This is a genomic window from Anthropogastromicrobium aceti (genome assembly GCF_020687335.1).
In the GTDB taxonomy this organism is placed as follows: domain Bacteria; phylum Bacillota; class Clostridia; order Lachnospirales; family Lachnospiraceae; genus Anthropogastromicrobium; species Anthropogastromicrobium aceti.
In genome coordinates this window covers 1-17228 of the sequence record NZ_JAJEQN010000036.1, presented here as the reverse complement: position 1 = coordinate 17228, position 17228 = coordinate 1, and the positions used below count along the sequence as shown (strand labels likewise).

Below are 17228 nucleotides of genomic sequence, written 5' to 3'. Positions count from 1 at the left end.
CCCCATTACTCAATGATGACCTCCTGCGACAACTGAAACCTATTTCCATTGATATCAGTAACGGTCGCTGTCACAACTACTGTTCCTACATCCCAAAAGCTCATTTCTGTCTCAGAATCTGTATATGATATGCCATCCTCCCAATATATTTTGGGTAACATATAACTACTTCCAACAATTCTAGCAATATAACCCTTAGGGTCATTCTGCTCAATTTGATATGATACGTCATAAGTAGCTTGTTCTGGATCGGTCTGAATTGATGCCATATATCTTCCTTTTTTAATTTTCAATGAGCCATCTGCCTCACTCTGACCGCCAATCAATAGTGTTGCGGACTTTACATGTCCAACAGCGACTTCTGTAACCCGGATAAAACAAGTTGCAGTGCGTCTTGAAGATGTTGCTGTAATAGTAGCAGTTCCAATTTTCAAGGCTGTCGCATAGCCATTTTCATCAATTGACACAACATCTGGATCACTGCTCTCCCAAGTAACCTCTTTTCCCTCTACTGGATTTGCTGGTGTAAAGCTAACATTATATTGATACGTATCACCAGGAGCCATCGACAATCTTCCTTTTATAGAGATAATATCTATATGAGGTCTGTCATCTGCTGGCTGCCAATACTCATCCTCAATAATCCATTCATTTGAGTCCTTCTCAAAATTAAATGGTGTTGTCCAATGACCAATCGCGCCATATTCATATCCTTCATCTGAGACAAGGATTGGTTCAACATTTACGCCATCCGCGCTTTGATGGCCACAACCCCAGCACTTCCAGTAACCTTTATAGGCAATTTCATCTGAATTTGCCCAAAAAGTAGGTCTTTTATAAGTCCAGTTGTGACGATGATGCAGCTTTCCACAGTTTGCGCAAACATAATAGGATGGAAACAGATAAAATATATGTGTATGGAACGACATATGACAGTCATAGTAATCATCATAATCAGTAATGTCCTTATAACACCAGTTACATGCATACCCATACTTCGTTTGGCTTAGTGTATAATTTTGCCAATCATGTTCTGTTTCCGTCTTGATCCAAAGACCAGAAGCATCTACATAGTAACTGCCAATCCACTTATCAGTTGCCATTGTTCCATCCACCTGTACATAATAACTGCCAATCCATTTAGTGGTTGCCATCACACCGGAATCTTCTAAATAATACCAAGCTCCACTAATCTCCTTCCAGCCTGTTGCCATCGCACCGGAATCTTCTAAATAATACCAAGCTCCACCAATCTCCTTCCAACCTGTTGCCATCGCACCATTTTCATCAAGCCAGTACCAGGCTCCACCAATCTCCTTCCAACCTGTTGCCATCGCACCGTTTTCATCAAGCCAGTACCAGGCTCCACCAATTTCCTTCCAGCCTGTTGCCATCGCACCGTTTTCATCAAGCCAGTACCAAGCTCCACGGATTTCCTTCCAGCCTGTTGCCATGTAACCATTGTCATCAAACCAATACCAGGCTCCATTCACTTCCCTCCATTGGTTGACTGGATACGAATTATCATTATCCTGCCACCACCAGCCAACATAATCCTGTACCCAGCTAGCGGCATTTGCTGACTGCGCAGCCATCATTGTCGCCATTATTACTGCCAGAATTTGCCTTCCTTTTTTCTTTTGCATTTTCTTTCCTCCCTTTTCAATTTTTAAGTCCTATTTTTGACAAGGTTATCATATCATACTTTGAGTTTCCTGTCATTGAATTTTATTTTTTATACACAATCCACTTGTTCTTGTTTATTTGCTTTTCTTTGTTTTCACTATACAAGCCGCCTCAAAAATGGAATTTTTTTGATTATAAACGTAATTGCATAGCCGCAAATAAAAATTGCTCCACAATGCAAAAACGCATATAGCATATTTGATATTTTTCCTTGAAGCATATCTTCCATCCACTTTGTTAATCCTAATTCATCCTTTATAAATATGTGAAGCAAATAAATGCCAAATGTACATTGTCCTAGTGAACAAATCACTTTTTCCATTTTTAAGAAAAGATTTGTATGACTATTTATGTACTGCAATGTAACAAATAGAGCGATTCCGTTAACAAGAACAAACGTATTGTGAAATGTCTGCGCAGTGTTTGTTGACAAATTCACTTTAAATAATTGTACTACAACTCATCAATATTTACCATAACAATATTTTCTTTTTCAATCTTGCAAAACCTGATCAAGATCAATGTTCGCTGCGACAATTTTGTTACTTTCGATACCTGTGCAATACTGATAATTTTCCGTTAAATAGTTTACAATCTCTATCTCAGAGTCAATTGTTCCCATTTCAAACGGAATCCCTTCTTTCTTTAATTTACTTAACACCTCGTCTGTCAGCATTGCCGTATCGTATGTGAAGAAAAAGACCTTATTATTTTCCCTCTTTAAACTTAAAAGTTCTTCTATCTCTGAATCTCTTATCATTCGAGGCATTGTTGAAACTCTGGCTGTATCATCTGCTTCTACCACAGCTGAACATTCATCATACTTAGTACCCGCCCACGATAGTTTCAAATCATATTGTTTCGTCAATTCTACAGCCTGTTTAATTTCTTCTTTGCTCCCCGCTTTAATTTCAATATACAATTCCAGATTCAATTGCTGAGCAAGTTCCAACATTTCTTCTAATTTTAAAAGATGTGTTCCTTCGTATGATTTTCCCTTATAGATACCAAAATCATATTGAATTGTGTCCTCATATGTCAGATTACTTATTCTGATCTCCTCTTCTAATTCCTGTCCACTCTGATCTCTGGCAATTCGATTGATATACTCATCATGAAAACATACGGGAACATGATCCTTCGTAAAACATAAATCACACAACACGATTGTAAAACCTTTTTCAACTGCCAAGCGATATGCTTCTTTACTTTGCTCTGGTGGTGTCTTTTCATTGCTCGTATCATACCCAAGTCTACAAATACTCCTGATTTGTGAAAAATCCATAGTTTGAACAATACCATTATACTGATAGATCCAAACATTGCCATTCTTTTTCCATTCTCCATGCATTAACCAATATGGTACTTCAAATCTTGGATTCCAGTTTCCATATTGTGACACAAAAAAACGATCCACATATTGATTTCGAACCATTTTCCCATCTTCGCCAATATAATAATACTGCTCGACCCATTCGTTTTGAACTGAATTCCTACTTTCATCATAATAATACCAGTCAGAACCCTGCTGCTGCCACCCCGTCTCATTTTCTATTGTTTGGATTTCTTCATTATCTAAAAGACTATTTTTCTGTAACTCAATATTCTTAACAACCAACGTCCATAACACTCCTACAAGCACTATTGTTGCTGATAGAAAACATCCCACTGTAACTTCTCGAATTTGCATCTTTCCCTCCAAATTTTTCATAAAAAAGAAGAACCCATCAATTTGAAATTACACTTTGCAACTCACGTAAACTGTAACAATTTGACTGGTTCTTCCGACATATGCTTATTTTGCTTCTTTGAAATTCATCGTTTGCTCCACACATCTCATAGAATATTCTGCATCTGTAATACACTCAAGACTCGCTTCAAATGCTGTGTTTAGCAGCTTATTTGATAAGATTTCCACCTATCAGATTGCATCCCCTTTGCTGGACGCACCCTGTCTCCACTGGCTCATTTATATACAACCCCTTTTTTCAGGATAATATTAGCATATTGAGCTGTTTCACCTGTTGCAACAACACAGTATGCATTTTTCGCTCTCTCGTAGTACGAAAAGCGTTCCATAAATTCAACTGGCGTGCCTGGTTCCTGCTCATTTAAAATTTCTTTATATTCATCCCAAATCACCGGAACTACTGGATCTCCTGGAACCACCTCCATCAAAATAAAACGATCTTTTTCATACGTATCAAGTGGGAAAAGCGGCAAAATTGCCTTAAGTAAATCTGCTGCTCCTATTCCGTCTGCACGAATAACACGTTTTCCTGTTGTCTCAGACGGAAAATTTGCATCTGCAAGAACAATCTCATCTCCATGTCCCATCTCACATAAAACCTTTAACAGCTCCGGGCTAATTAACGGTGAAATTCCTTTTAACATATTTTTCTCCTCCTGCAAAACAGTCTGCATGCATAATGCATGCAGACCTTTCATTTACTAAATATTTATACAAACTGACACTGCCATACAGATACACCACTATCCTGGAACACATCATGTAAACGCTCCTGCAGCTGTTTGGCCGTAATACCCTTTTTCAATACAACCTGAAGGAAACCACCGCCTCCTGCGCCACAGATCATCTTTGCATCAATAAGATCTTCTACTGCCTTAAAAATCATATCAATACAAACATTTGTACATCCGCTGTCAAGGCGCTTGCTTAATTCCCAATGTTCATTTAAAAGTCTTGCAAATGCATCGACATCACCTTTCTCCAGCTCAAAACGCATCAAAACTGCACTTCGCTGGATCTCATACAGAACCTCGACTGCATCTGGATTGCCGCCCACATATCGTCCTACTACATCGCGCAGCAAATTTCTGGCAAGACGACGCTGTCCAGAATAAATCAGACAGAAACGCTCATCAAGTTCTTTCATTGTCTGTTCACTCACAACACATGGCATACAGCTAATTTGCTGTCTAACTTCTGCATGAGATGTCACCATCTTAATTCCAGGTGCAAGACCGCCCACCTGATCCTGCCAGCCTCCTCCTGTCGACATAATCTGTTCCATACAAAGCACACGGTTATATAGTTCATCCTCTTCCAGTCTGCGTCCTGTAATTTCATATAATGCTTTCACACATGCACCGGCAAGGATAGAAGATGTTCCAAGACCAGAGCCACGAGGAATATTGATTACACGTGTAGATAAATATAATCCACTACCCAACTGATTTGTAATCTCCTCAATTGAACGATTCTCACTATACGGAATCAGACCACATGCAATTAATGCTGCCTTATGAAGTGCAAATGGATCATATGGATTACTTGAATCCTGCAGCTGCTTAATATCAGTAAATTCCTGCTCTGCTCCACTGTCTGCACTAGCCAAAACTATCTTGTTTCCTTCAATGCGACGTGCAATTGCCTCAATTGGGTAATTTCCATCTAATAATACTGCTGCATTCAGAACAGTTCCGCCATGCTCCATGCAGTATGGCGGAGTATCACTCCAACCACCTCCCCAGTTTACACGAACTGGCAGACGAACAATTGACTCTTCCTTAGAAAGCTTCGTTTCCCTGCTGCACTCAAGTCCTGCGACAGCTGTATCCAAAACTGCTTTTCCAATAGTATCAAAACAATTGTCCATATATGTTTCTTTTACAAGTGACAGCATGTAATAAATACGAATCTTACGGCTAAACTGTTCAAGGTTACGACTATCCAAACGTTCTGCTTCTCTCAAAAGCAAACGTTCAACGCGTGGTGAAACATTTCCTCCGCAAGATATAAATGCCTGCTTTAAATCAACTTTATTGTCAATAGCTTCTAAAAGTGATTCCACACGGACCTTATCATCTAATTTATCCTGCCATGGAAGAATTGCTGTCACATCAGCCATATTAAAACTATCCTTTAATGAAACAAAAGAGTCTTTAATAGGAAAACCCTGCTCATATGCCTGCAGCGCAGCATCTACTGCTTCACGCATGGTGCGACAAATAGGATAAATTTTTGCTGTCCAAAGCGGCTCTGAAAGCTTCCTTCCAAACAGGCTGCATTCCTTTGGATTATCATTTACCCCATACATACGAGCAACAAACTGCTCCTCACCAAGCTTTAAACCATGAATCACGGCACCGTCTGGAATATTCTGTCCATCAAGCGTAACACCTGACACCACACAATTCGTTCCAATCACTGTTCCATGGTGAACATAGCTGTCCTCTACATAAGTGCCCTTTCCAATCTTTGCACGCTTGCTGATATAGCTGTTTCCAGATGCATAGCCACTGCGGATGCTTGTACTATTAGTATTTACAAAACTATTCCATCCAAGATATACAAACTGTTCCATTCCCTCTGTCATCAAATGGCGCAGCTCTTTTGTCGTTCCAAAATGGATAAATGCAGCCGGTGACATGCGAATCAGCTTCATATGAAATGTATGAAGCACCTCCCAAAGTTTCGTGCGGCACTCATGGAGTTCTGGCGTAAAATCACCTTCCGGTGTTTCCTTATAATACTGCTCCAGCGAGGACTGGGATGCCAGTGGATATAAAAAGTCTGCATAAAAAGACAGTCTTGTATTTTCATTTACATAAGCATCAAACTGCTCTGGCGTATCTACCAATTTATATAATGCCTTTAACAGATCTGTATCCATGATAACAGCACCTGTATCAATATCAACATTTCCGTTTTCATCGGCAGCCTGCAGCTCATGAAGCTGATCTACTGTTTTCTTATGTAAAAATCCACCTACATTTCCCTGCTCATCAACACGGTATACACCATGATTTTTTCCAATCTCAGCAGGTTCCTTAATTGACAATGCCGCTGCTCCGCTTCCGTAAAAATCAATCTGAAGTGGATTAAACAACAAAAGAACATCACCTGAACATACAAGCATACCAGCACGAATACGCGCTGCAACTCCGCACATGGAAATCATAAACTCATCAAAAAGTGTAGATCTTCTGCCATTTGGAAGCAGACGCGGAACAGGCGAGAACAGCTTGCCACATGCCGAATACTGTGGCACACGCTTACTGTCTCCGCCAGAATGAATTACGAGAATACGCTTATCATCAAAACTTCCTGCATCCTGATGTATGTAACGCAGCACATTTAATGTAGCGCCGCCGCTTCCCACTCTTTTCCCATCTGGATCTGGAAGAACTGCATAATGAATAGACTTTGGCAGCATTCCATGATCAAGACGGTACTGAATCTGCATACGATACGACTGCGCCTGTGATTCATTTGACGCAGTCAAAATCACGTAATCCCAAAGCGGCATTTTTTGTTTTTCAAGCAATTCCATATATTGCCTAGTACAATCCTCATAAGACTGCTGAAGAAATAATGTTTTGTGTGACATGTTATCTTTTCCTTTCACCTTATATATTCCCTATTATATCGTACTTCTCTTTTAACGTCCACTAGATTTCATACTTAATCTTATCATGAACATTAACATCTTTTCCCATCTGGACCTCAATTACTTTTAGCTCTGTCTCTGCAATAATAGTATGACGACAGCCTGCCTTCATTTCAATAACATCACCTGGCTTTACAGACCGTTCTTTTTCATTTAAAATTACACGGCCTGTTCCAGAAATAATGGTCCATACTTCATCGCGAAACTCATGGCTGTGATAATTCATTTTATGACCTGAATTTAAAGTCACCTTAATCGTAAGGCTCTCTTTCTCAACGTCCAAAACACGAAAACTTCCCCATGACTTCTCGGCAAACATAACTCTATGATCCAGCGTATTGACGAATGGCTTAATATAGCTCGACTGCTTTTTATCTGATACAAGAATGCCATCCGGACTGGCTGATACAACAACATCCTTTAATCCCATACAAAGCACTGGAAGATTAAGTTCATTTACGACATGAACATTCTGGCATGTCTCACTAAAAAGCGCCTGTCCAACATTACGGCTGTCCATTGCCTCTGTAAGAGTATTCCATGTTCCCAAATCCTTCCACATTCCAGAAAAACGCATTACTTCGATTTTTTCCTCATGCTCAACAACTGCATAGTCAAAGCTGATTTTCTCTAATGTCTCATATTTATCAAACAAATCCTGATAATCAGTAAAATCAATCAGCTGATGTGCTCTTTCCAATACATAGCCAAGTCGAAGTGCAAACACACCGCCATTCCAAAGAGCTCCCTGTGTAATATAAGTTTGAGCAACTTCTTCTGTTGGTTTCTCCTTGAACATAGAAACTGAGCTGATATTTTCCAGCGACTTTGGAATAATATAACCATACTTTGCACTTGGATATGTAGGCTCAATTCCCATTAAAACAAGATTAGCCGAACTTTCTGCCGCACGCTTTTCAAGCGCATCAAGAGCTTCAAAATAATCACTATCGACATACGGATCAACAGGACAAATTACAATAGCTTCATCTAACGGCAGATGCTTTTTATCCTTCAAATAAGCTGCCGCCAGTGCAATAGCTGGAAACGTATCTCTTCTGCAAGGCTCAACACTAATTCCAACATTTTCTCCAAGCTGATTATGAATTGCTGAAACCTGAGACTTTGATGTTGCAATTGTCACATTAGCATCAGGATCAATACTTCTAATCTGACGGTACACTCTTTGCACCATCGATTCAAGTGTTCCATCCTCTTTATGAAAAATCTTAATAAACTGTTTTGATCTAATATCATTTGAAAGCGGCCATAAGCGCTGTCCAGAACCACCAGATAACAATACAATATTCATTTTTCTACCCTTTCTTATATGCGAAAGGCCGCTGCCCAAATTGGGTAACGGCCGCATTTCATTTAATCGTTATCGTTCAGCCCTCATCGGGTTATTTAAAAAGTCTTCATAGGACAGACGGATTCCCTCCTCAAGCTCAGTCTTGTATGTCCAGCCAAGATCCTTAGCCTTCGATACATCAAGCAGCTTTCTAGGAGTGCCATTTGGCTTTGTTGTATCCCAATTGATCTTTCCAGTATAGCCGATTACTTTTGCCACCAACTCTGTCAGCTCTTTAATTGTCAGCTCTTTTCCTGTTCCGGCATTGACAGTCTCATCTCCGCTATAGTTATTCATTAAGAATACACATAAGTTTGCAAGATCATCTACATACAAAAATTCACGAAGCGGTGAACCATCTCCCCAACATGTAACTTCCTCAAGGCCATTTACCTTTGCCTCATGGAAACGGCGAATAAGTGCTGGAAGCACATGACTGTGAGTAGGATGATAATTATCATTAGGGCCATAAAGATTTGTAGGCATAACACTGATGTAATCAGTGTGATACTGGCGATTTAAAAATTCGCAATACTTTAATCCAGAAATCTTAGCAAGCGCATATGCCTCATTTGTCTTTTCAAGTTCAGATGTCAGCAGACAGCTTTCCTTCATAGGCTGTGGTGCCATACGCGGATAAATACAAGAAGAACCTAAAAATTCAAGCTTCTTGCAGCCATTCTTCCATGCAGAGTGAATCACATTCATCTCAAGAGTCATGTTATCATACATAAAATCAGCCAATGCATTCTGATTCGCCACGATACCGCCAACCTTTGCTGCTGCTAAAAATACGTATTCTGGCTTTTCCTCTGCAAAAAATGCCTCAACCGCATCCTGACGACATAAATCCAGCTCAGCATGTGTACGAGTCACAATATTCGTATATCCCTGGCGCTGTAATTCTCTAACAATCGCAGAACCTACCATTCCGCGATGACCTGCTACATATATTTTTGCATTCTTGTCCATCATAATCGTCACCTATTTCTCGCTCTTTCTAAATTACAGAGCAGCCTCCTTCATTGCTTTCTCCTGCTTTGCAAGTTGTCTGTCATGCTTTGCCATGATCTCAACTAACTGTGCATATGTTGTCTTCTGCGGATTCCAGCCAAGAACAGTCTTTGCCTTTGTCGGATCACCCCACAGATTATCAACATCAGTCGGACGGAACCATGCCGGGTTTACACATACAAGCATCTTTCCAGTCTGTGCATCATAGCCCTTTTCATCAAGACCAGTTCCCTCCCAACGGATCGTGATGCCATTTGCTGCAAATGCCTTTTCTGTAAAATCACGTACTGTATGCTGCTCACCTGTTGCAATGACAAAATCTTCTGGTGTCTCATGCTGCATAATCATCCACATGCACTCTACATAATCCTTTGCATAACCCCAGTCACGTAAAGAATCCATATTTCCAAGCTCCAAATGATCCTGCAGTCCCTCTGCAATACGGCCTGCTGCCAACGTAATCTTTCTTGTAACAAAGTTTTCACCACGTCTCTCAGACTCATGATTAAACAATATACCATTTACAGCAAACATGCCATATGCTTCACGGTATTCCTTTACAATCCAAAAGCCATACTGCTTTGCAACTGCATATGGAGAATATGGATGAAATGGTGTTGTCTCCTTCTGCGGAACTTCCTCAACCTTTCCATAAAGCTCAGATGTGGATGCCTGATATACCTTTGTCTTCTTTGTCAGTCCAAGTATACGGCATGCCTCTAAAATACGCAGAACGCCAAGTGCATCTACATCGCCAGAATACTCTGGTACATCAAAAGATACCTGCACATGTGACTGTGCTGCCAAATTGTAAATCTCATCCGGATTAACCAGACTTATAATACGAATTAATGATGAGGAGTCTGACAGATCTCCGTCATGAAGTGTGATTTTTCCCATCAAATGATCAATACGTGCTGTATTTGAAATAGACGCACGGCGTGTAATTCCATGAACCTCATATCCCTTCTCCAACAAAAACTCTGCCAGATAAGAACCGTCCTGTCCTGTAATTCCTGTAATCAATGCAACCTTAGCCATAGATATAACTCCTCTTTTGATTATTCTTGTTTTCAGTTTCCTCTTTATTTTATTCTTTTTAAAAGAAAAAAACAGAGCTTATCTTGCATTATTTTTGCACTATATTGGTTTTTACCATTACTGCCACTGCTTGCGGTATTTTTTGGGACTGATCCCCTCTGACTTTTTAAACATTCTGCTAAAATAGCCCGCTCCATCCATTCCAACAGCACATCCAACCTCATCTATCGTCATTTGTGTAAAACGAAGCAGCTGTTTTGCCCTTGTAATACGCCTTGAAATCAGATAGCTGCTGATCGTCACTCCATACGTTTCCTTAAAAATTTTCAAAAGATAATACTTATTAATAAAAAATTGCGCCTCTAAATCATCTAATGTAATTTTCTCAACATAATGCTCGTCCATATAATTTTTTACGGAAACTAGCTCCATACGCTTCTTTGAAATTGCTGAATTATCAGGATTCCAAGATTCCTGCATAAGAAGCGTTAAAAGTGTACTCAAGCTTTCATTAATTCGCATATCACGTATATAATCAGATGATCCTGCAAGCTTATACAACTGCTTCAAAAGTTCTTCAAATACTTTACTATTCTCCGGGTGAAATATTGGCAATCCACCTCGTTCTTTATATTTTTCATAAATTGCCGTCATACTTGTTCCATAAAAATGGCACCATGCAAGTGACCATAAATTTTCTGATGTACTGTGGCTGTATGGTTTTTGACAATCAATAAAGACACAGTCTCCCTGTTTTAGCTTATATTGACGTCCTTCATACGTTAAACTTCCTTCTCCATCCAAAACAAGGAAATATAAATATGATGTCAGCCCCGATCTGGTAGATGTATGTGGACTGCGTGCCTTCAGCGACCCTACTTCCTGCAAATTAAGAAGTGCACTGCGCGCAAATAAAGATGGGGTATATAAAATACGGTCAGACTGAACCGATGCTTCACTATTTAAAAATAATTCCTGCATAAAATTTCTACTCCGCCTATTTTTCTTTAACTTCATTTTCTAATACTGACAGTATACAAAACAAATTCAAGACATGCAAGCTAATCCTTCTTCAAAGGAAAACATATTTGCAAATTAATAAAATTGATGCTAATATAGCTGATATATACCTAACTTTATTGGGTTTATTAAAAAGGAGTCTCATCTTGAAGCAAAAACATTCTCATCGTCTTTGTTCTGTTATTGTTAGTATCATAGTTGTTCTTATTGTACTGATTGCTGTTTCGTTATTTTGGGTGAATAGCCATCTATGTTTTGTCGATTACACACCATATAGCTATTCTGAATCTGGTGATACAATCAAAAATCCATATGTTGGCTTGTACTCGATTCGCGGCTATATGTTGGCAGAGGATGCCACTTTTTCACTGCCTGAGGCAAATGCTGCAATTGATTCAAACAGCTCTTCTTTTGAACTATCACTGATTGAAATTAATCTGAAAAATTATGGAAATTGTGATCTTTCTGATAATGCACTTAGCCAAATTGATTCTATTTTGTCTGCATGGACTAAGACAGGCAGTCAGCTAATTTTGCGCTTCTTATATGATTGGGATGGTCAAAATTTAGAAAGTGAACCAAATGAGTTGTCACAGATTTTAATACATATGGAACAGGTTGGACCAATCGTAAATAAATATGCCTCATCTGTCTACATTTTGCAGGGAATTTTCGTCGGAAACTGGGGCGAGATGAATAATACAACACATATGGGAAATGGTGAGATGGAAACGCTAATTCAAAAGTTGGACGATGTTATTGATCCTTCTATTTTTCTTTCAGTTCGCACTCCTGCACAGTGGAGAACCATTGTAGGCGAGTATCATGACACCAAATTACCGCATTGTCCACAGCCAAATCTTTTGTCTTCCTTGGCTTCACGTCTAGGTTTGTATAACGATGGAATGCTTGGCTCTGCAAATGATACAGGCACTTACGGGGATAAGGCAGCTGCAGATTTGGATACAAATTATAGCGATGCGTGGACACGCGAAGATGAGCTTGCCTTTCAGAATGACCTCTGCCGTTATGTACCAAATGGCGGCGAGGTGATTATTGATAACGTATATAATGACTTTGATAATGCCGTAAAAGATCTTTCGCAAATGCATGTGTCTTATCTAAACAGTGACTATGATAGTACTGTATTAAATAAATGGAAAGAAACTATAGTAAATGGAACTGACGATGTTTGGAATGGAATGAGTGGATATGACTATATTGAACGTCATCTAGGCTACCGATATGTCCTTGACAGTTCATCGTTAAAATTTCATCCGTTGTTTGATGATACCGGAATGCTGACAGTAACAATTCGAAATGTAGGCTTCTCGAATTGTTACCGTCCTCTTGAAGCAAGCGTATATGTAGTTTCAGATCTAACTGGGGATTGTGTCGCTAAGGTACCTATTGATACTGATCCACGCCTATGGAACAGTGGGGAGTCTTCCTCATTTACAGTTCCAATTGATGTGCGCAGTCTGAATAATAGGGAAAATAATACTTATACGCTTTATTTAAAATGCAGTGATACCACCCTTAACCGCACAATACTATTTGCAAATACTCAGACTCCTACAGAATATGGATACGAGGTAGGGAATATCGGGGTATCAAGGGGGGGATGGACATTTGACTTACGGTAGGGTATACTTTAGTTAATTCAAATTACATTGCAAATATTGTGAAGAAAAAGAGACCAACAATTGTTTATGTTGCCAGCGCACAATATAAATTCTTAAGTCTTTTGTGCAAGATCCTCCCAGCTGCAGTCCGAGAAAAAATCGTAGGAAAAGTATATGGTTAAAGCTTTACTCATGCAATTCCAGCGGTAGTCCGTCCGGGTCATGGAAGAAAGTCATCTTCTTTCCAGTATAATCGTCAACCCTAATCGGCTCACATTCGATTCCTACCTCTGTCAGCTCTTTCACCGTCTGCTCCACGTTATCAACGCAAAACGCAAGGTGACGCAAACCACATGCCTCCGGGCGATTCACACGCTTCGGAGGATTTTCCTCTGCGAAAATCTCCAATTCCGTAAGCTCATTGACACGAAGATCTAGCTTCCAGTCTTTACGCTCTGGGCGGTAGTTTTCTCTGATGACAGAGAATCCCAGCTTGTTCACATAGAAATCCTTTGCGGCTTCGTAGTTGGATACGATTATTGCAATATGATGTATTTTTGATAAATTCATTTTTTCTCACACTCCATTTCTTTTATTTTAAGGGCTAAGCCAAGGGGACAGTAATTAATCTGGGTGCACAATAAAACAGCCACCACACTGTCCCCACTGGCTTTATCTGTTTTCGGCGTTTCCATTGTTAATGTAGTGCATGTAATAAGAAACATTATTATTGCCGAAAGCTGCTCTCAAATCTGCGTAACGATTCTTGTATGCAGTCACGTTAAATGATGACTTTGCCAGGCGTCCCTCGCGCATTCCATTTTCTACAAAGTGCTGCAGATATTTCTTGGGATCATCGCCAAAGGCAGCTCGTAAGTCTGCATAGTTCTTTTTATAATACTCATAATCGTACACTAGCGAGTAATCTATGCCATTGTAAATAGCTGTGTCAGAGGCAGTATTGCCGCTGCCTCCAGTAGAAGTGTTGTTTCCAGTCACTTCAAAAGTAGCATTTCGATGCTCAGCTTTTCCATGCTCCATATAATGTGTATAATACAAAGCGGTATTGTTACCAAATGCTGCCTGCAGATCCTTGTAATTGTTCTTATAAATCTTTACATCAAAGTCCCTACATGCCTGACGTCCTTCTGCCATTCCATTCTGCAGAAAATGCTGGAAATACTTAGCGGAGTCATCGCCAAAGGCTGCTCGTAAATCTGCATATGCATTTCGATAGTAGATATAGTCATATACATCGGAGTATTTCTTTTCTTCGGCAGATGCTACATAACCAGTGTTGGTATCATCCTTCTTATCATCAGAGGTATTATCCTTACTGTCTTGAAGAACTTCCAGTCCATCGCGGCCCTCTTTTAAACCATATTCCAGATAGTGAGCTACATATGCATCATTGTTATTGCCAAAAGCCTTTCTCAGATCCGGATAATTGCCCTTATAAATGTCGATGCTGAAATCATCACATCCTTGTCTGCCTTCTTTAATGCCAAAGGTAATGAAGTGATTCAATGCAGCAGAAGAATCATTGCCAAATGCCGCCTTTAAATCCGGATACTTGTTCAGATAATATTCAGCATCAAATACCGGCGCATAATCCACACCATTGTATATGGCAGATGGACGTTCGCTTGGGAAGACTCCGTTTGTTGATCCATCCCATCCGGCTGCTTTTCCTTTAAGAAGGTAGTGTTCATAGTAAGCATCCAGATCGTCCCCATATTTTCTGCTTAGCTTTGGATAGCGCTTACGGTATGCAGTAACGTCAAAATCATCGAAGAACCCATCCTCAATTTCAACTCCACATCCAATGATTAAACGATATTCACGTGTAGACCCATCTTCTGCAATTGCAGTTATCGTGGTTACTTCTACCTTATGCGATAAATCACCAATATTGTTGAATGCTATATTTGAAGTATCGGCTGCTGCTTTTACCTGAACATTCGCATAAATAGTATTCTTACCAACGTTATAATAGAAGTCCATCTGATCCTTATCAAAAGTTTTAATTATTTCTTGGTCGTTTACTGTTATTGAGTTTAGGCAGGTGTTTTGATTTTTATGTTCCGCCGGCCTTGGTGAAGATTCTGGACGTTCTTCATAAACTGGAATCAGGAATACGAAATTATTATCCATCTGGCCAGTCGTACTATAGGAACGTCGCACCTGATTTCCTTCAGAATATGGAGCCATAATATTGGTCATGTACTGATGCCAGTATTTACCATTGAACTGTCCGTCATAATCAAACTTCTGCGCATAAAGTGTATTCTGGTTGCGAAGAATATACTGATTAGCAAATTTTAAGGAGCCACCAATCAATGCTTTTGATGGTGTATCCCAGGCACCTGTAGATACAGAACCGTCTGGAAGCATCATAGTGGAACCAGTCTGAGCTTCTTTTAAACCGTTTTGCAGAATTTCATCTCTAGTGGAACCGGTTGCCTGAATATTGAAATAGTTATACAGACCTTCATAGCCGGCATAAGTACCTGAAATCATGGCAGAATTGCCTGATCCCTGCTCTTGTCTAACGCGGCTGGCAAGAGCAACCGGATTAATATTATACTTCTCTCCGACCCAGCAGAACAACCATGAATATGTATAATCAGTTCCTGGAACAGTTGCGTTTGACATAAAGCAATTTGCAAGAGTAGCTTCTACGGCAGCCTGGCTCTGATAGGACTCATAGGACAAAGACTCAAACATGAAAATATCATTCTCATTTAAGAAGTTTCTTGGATCCATATAGTAACGTACTGTTTCCTCAGATGCGCCAGCCCAATTTGGTTCCCACTGTTTCCATGTATTAGTACGGAAATCATAATCTCGATCTAAAAATGAACGATATCCCTCGTTATAATACATGCTCACAAGAGCTCGTGCAGGTGTCCCCATCTGCTGATTAATTGCATAGGAGAAAGAGTCGCCAACGTAAACTGGCTTAAAGATCCAGTTAGGATGTGCCTGATGAAGTGCGTTTAGTGCGGGCTGATAATCGGCAGGGAAACTCTGAGATTCATCCTTATCGAGCAACATTATTCCACTTTCGTCCAACTGCAAAGAATCTATACGAACATAACCTTCACTACTATAATCATTGACATCAAACATGATTCTAGCCCACACTGGCTCATCATTAAACAAGACAACACTTGTTACGTAAACTGAATATCCAGCCGGAAGTGAAGTGAATGCAGCTGCGTCCTCTTTCCAACTGGTATAGATCTGAGCATCTGCGTTCAAGTATGCCTTTGAATAATAGGTTTCCTCAACACCTTCGCCAAGAACTTCTTCGGTACTCTCCTCTTCACTGCTTTCTTCTTCAGTGATTTCCTCAGATGTTTTCTCTGCCGAGGTATCTTCCGTATTATCTTCTACTGATGCAGTCTGAGTGGATTCCTCAATGCTTTCAGTGGTATGAATTTCACTTGTAGCAGGATTCTCAATCGCCTCTGATGAGGACGTCTCCTGTGAATTTTCAAATTCTTGTGGCTGCGTTGTCGCCTCTTCTGGTGCAGTGAATGGCAGAGTTTCCTGTGTCTCTGTTGGCACAGCTTCTGCTGTAGTTGAGGTTTCTGGAACAGTTGTCACTTCAATCGTGGTGCTTTCTTCTGGTGCAGTGAATGTTGTTTCTTCTGCAAATGCTGGCATTACACAGGTCTGCATAAGACCAACAGAAAGTAAATATATAGTTCCTTTTTTTAACATATGTCTTTTCATTAAGATATTACCAATAAAAACTAGCAACCACGATCAAGCAAAAAACACTTTTTCTGTGGTTTCATTATTTTTTGGCGTCTCCTTTCCTTACTTAAACAAGTTTTTTGTGGCTGTTTAAGAACCTAACAGACAGCATACCTCTCAAACACGAATCATGTCAAGTGTTCGCTGCGGAAATGTATAATTGGACGGCTCTGTTCCCGGTGGATACTCTGACAGCAGTAATCCCGTTTCACGTATTCTTCTTTGCTGCTAATATCATCATTTTCTTTAACAACAACAAGAACACCTGATAATCCGTGTCATCCTGAAAAATAACCATTCTGCGTATTCCCC

11 protein-coding genes are annotated in these 17228 nt (G+C 39.9%); 1 reads left to right on the top strand and 10 read right to left on the bottom strand.

Annotated features, from left to right (window positions below):
* Positions 1-5 precede the first annotated feature (5 nt).
* From LKD48_RS12540 to LKD48_RS12505, 8 genes are all read right to left on the bottom strand, one after another.
* Entirely contained in the window at positions 6-1646 is a 1641-nt protein-coding gene (locus LKD48_RS12540; protein WP_308732161.1) for an Ig-like domain-containing protein, read from the bottom strand.
* A 533-nt stretch (positions 1647-2179) separates the two neighbouring features.
* Positions 2180-3376, bottom strand: a complete 1197-nt coding sequence (locus tag LKD48_RS12535; protein WP_308732160.1) for a glycerophosphodiester phosphodiesterase family protein — start codon at positions 3374-3376, stop codon at positions 2180-2182.
* A 275-nt stretch (positions 3377-3651) separates the two neighbouring features.
* Positions 3652-4080, bottom strand: coding sequence for an L-fucose mutarotase (gene fucU / locus LKD48_RS12530; RefSeq protein WP_308732159.1), 429 nt, complete (start codon positions 4078-4080; stop codon positions 3652-3654).
* A gap of 65 nt (positions 4081-4145) precedes the next feature.
* The gene (locus LKD48_RS12525) at positions 4146-7040 is read right to left on the bottom strand and encodes a fucose pyrophosphorylase domain-containing protein (RefSeq protein WP_308732158.1); all 2895 of its coding nucleotides are present in this window, start codon (positions 7038-7040) and stop codon (positions 4146-4148) included.
* A gap of 61 nt (positions 7041-7101) precedes the next feature.
* Complete coding sequence (locus tag LKD48_RS12520) at positions 7102-8412, bottom strand: sugar phosphate nucleotidyltransferase (RefSeq protein WP_308732157.1); 1311 nt, start codon at positions 8410-8412, stop codon at positions 7102-7104.
* Positions 8413-8481: 69 nt separating this feature from the next.
* Complete coding sequence (locus LKD48_RS12515; protein ID WP_334303539.1) at positions 8482-9423, bottom strand: GDP-L-fucose synthase family protein; 942 nt, start codon at positions 9421-9423, stop codon at positions 8482-8484.
* Between the two features lie 33 nt (positions 9424-9456).
* On the bottom strand, positions 9457-10506 hold the full coding sequence (gene gmd / locus LKD48_RS12510; RefSeq protein WP_066556906.1) for a GDP-mannose 4,6-dehydratase: 1050 nt from the start codon (positions 10504-10506) through the stop codon (positions 9457-9459).
* Between the two features lie 117 nt (positions 10507-10623).
* A complete protein-coding gene (locus LKD48_RS12505) occupies positions 10624-11487 on the bottom strand; it encodes an AraC family transcriptional regulator (RefSeq protein WP_308732156.1) in 864 nt (287 codons plus the stop codon).
* A 185-nt stretch (positions 11488-11672) separates the two neighbouring features.
* On the opposite strand from LKD48_RS12505, the gene LKD48_RS12500 reads away from it, so the two are divergent.
* Entirely contained in the window at positions 11673-13172 is a 1500-nt protein-coding gene (locus tag LKD48_RS12500) for a DUF4832 domain-containing protein (protein ID WP_308732155.1), read from the top strand.
* Positions 13173-13337: 165 nt separating this feature from the next.
* Here the strand turns inward: LKD48_RS12500 and gloA2 are convergent, their stop codons facing one another.
* Positions 13338-13721, bottom strand: coding sequence for an SMU1112c/YaeR family gloxylase I-like metalloprotein (gene gloA2, locus LKD48_RS12495; RefSeq protein WP_308732154.1), 384 nt, complete (start codon positions 13719-13721; stop codon positions 13338-13340).
* Positions 13722-13823: 102 nt separating this feature from the next.
* The gene (locus LKD48_RS12490) at positions 13824-16880 is read right to left on the bottom strand and encodes a hypothetical protein (protein ID WP_308732153.1); all 3057 of its coding nucleotides are present in this window, start codon (positions 16878-16880) and stop codon (positions 13824-13826) included.
* Positions 16881-17228: the final 348 nt, after the last annotated feature.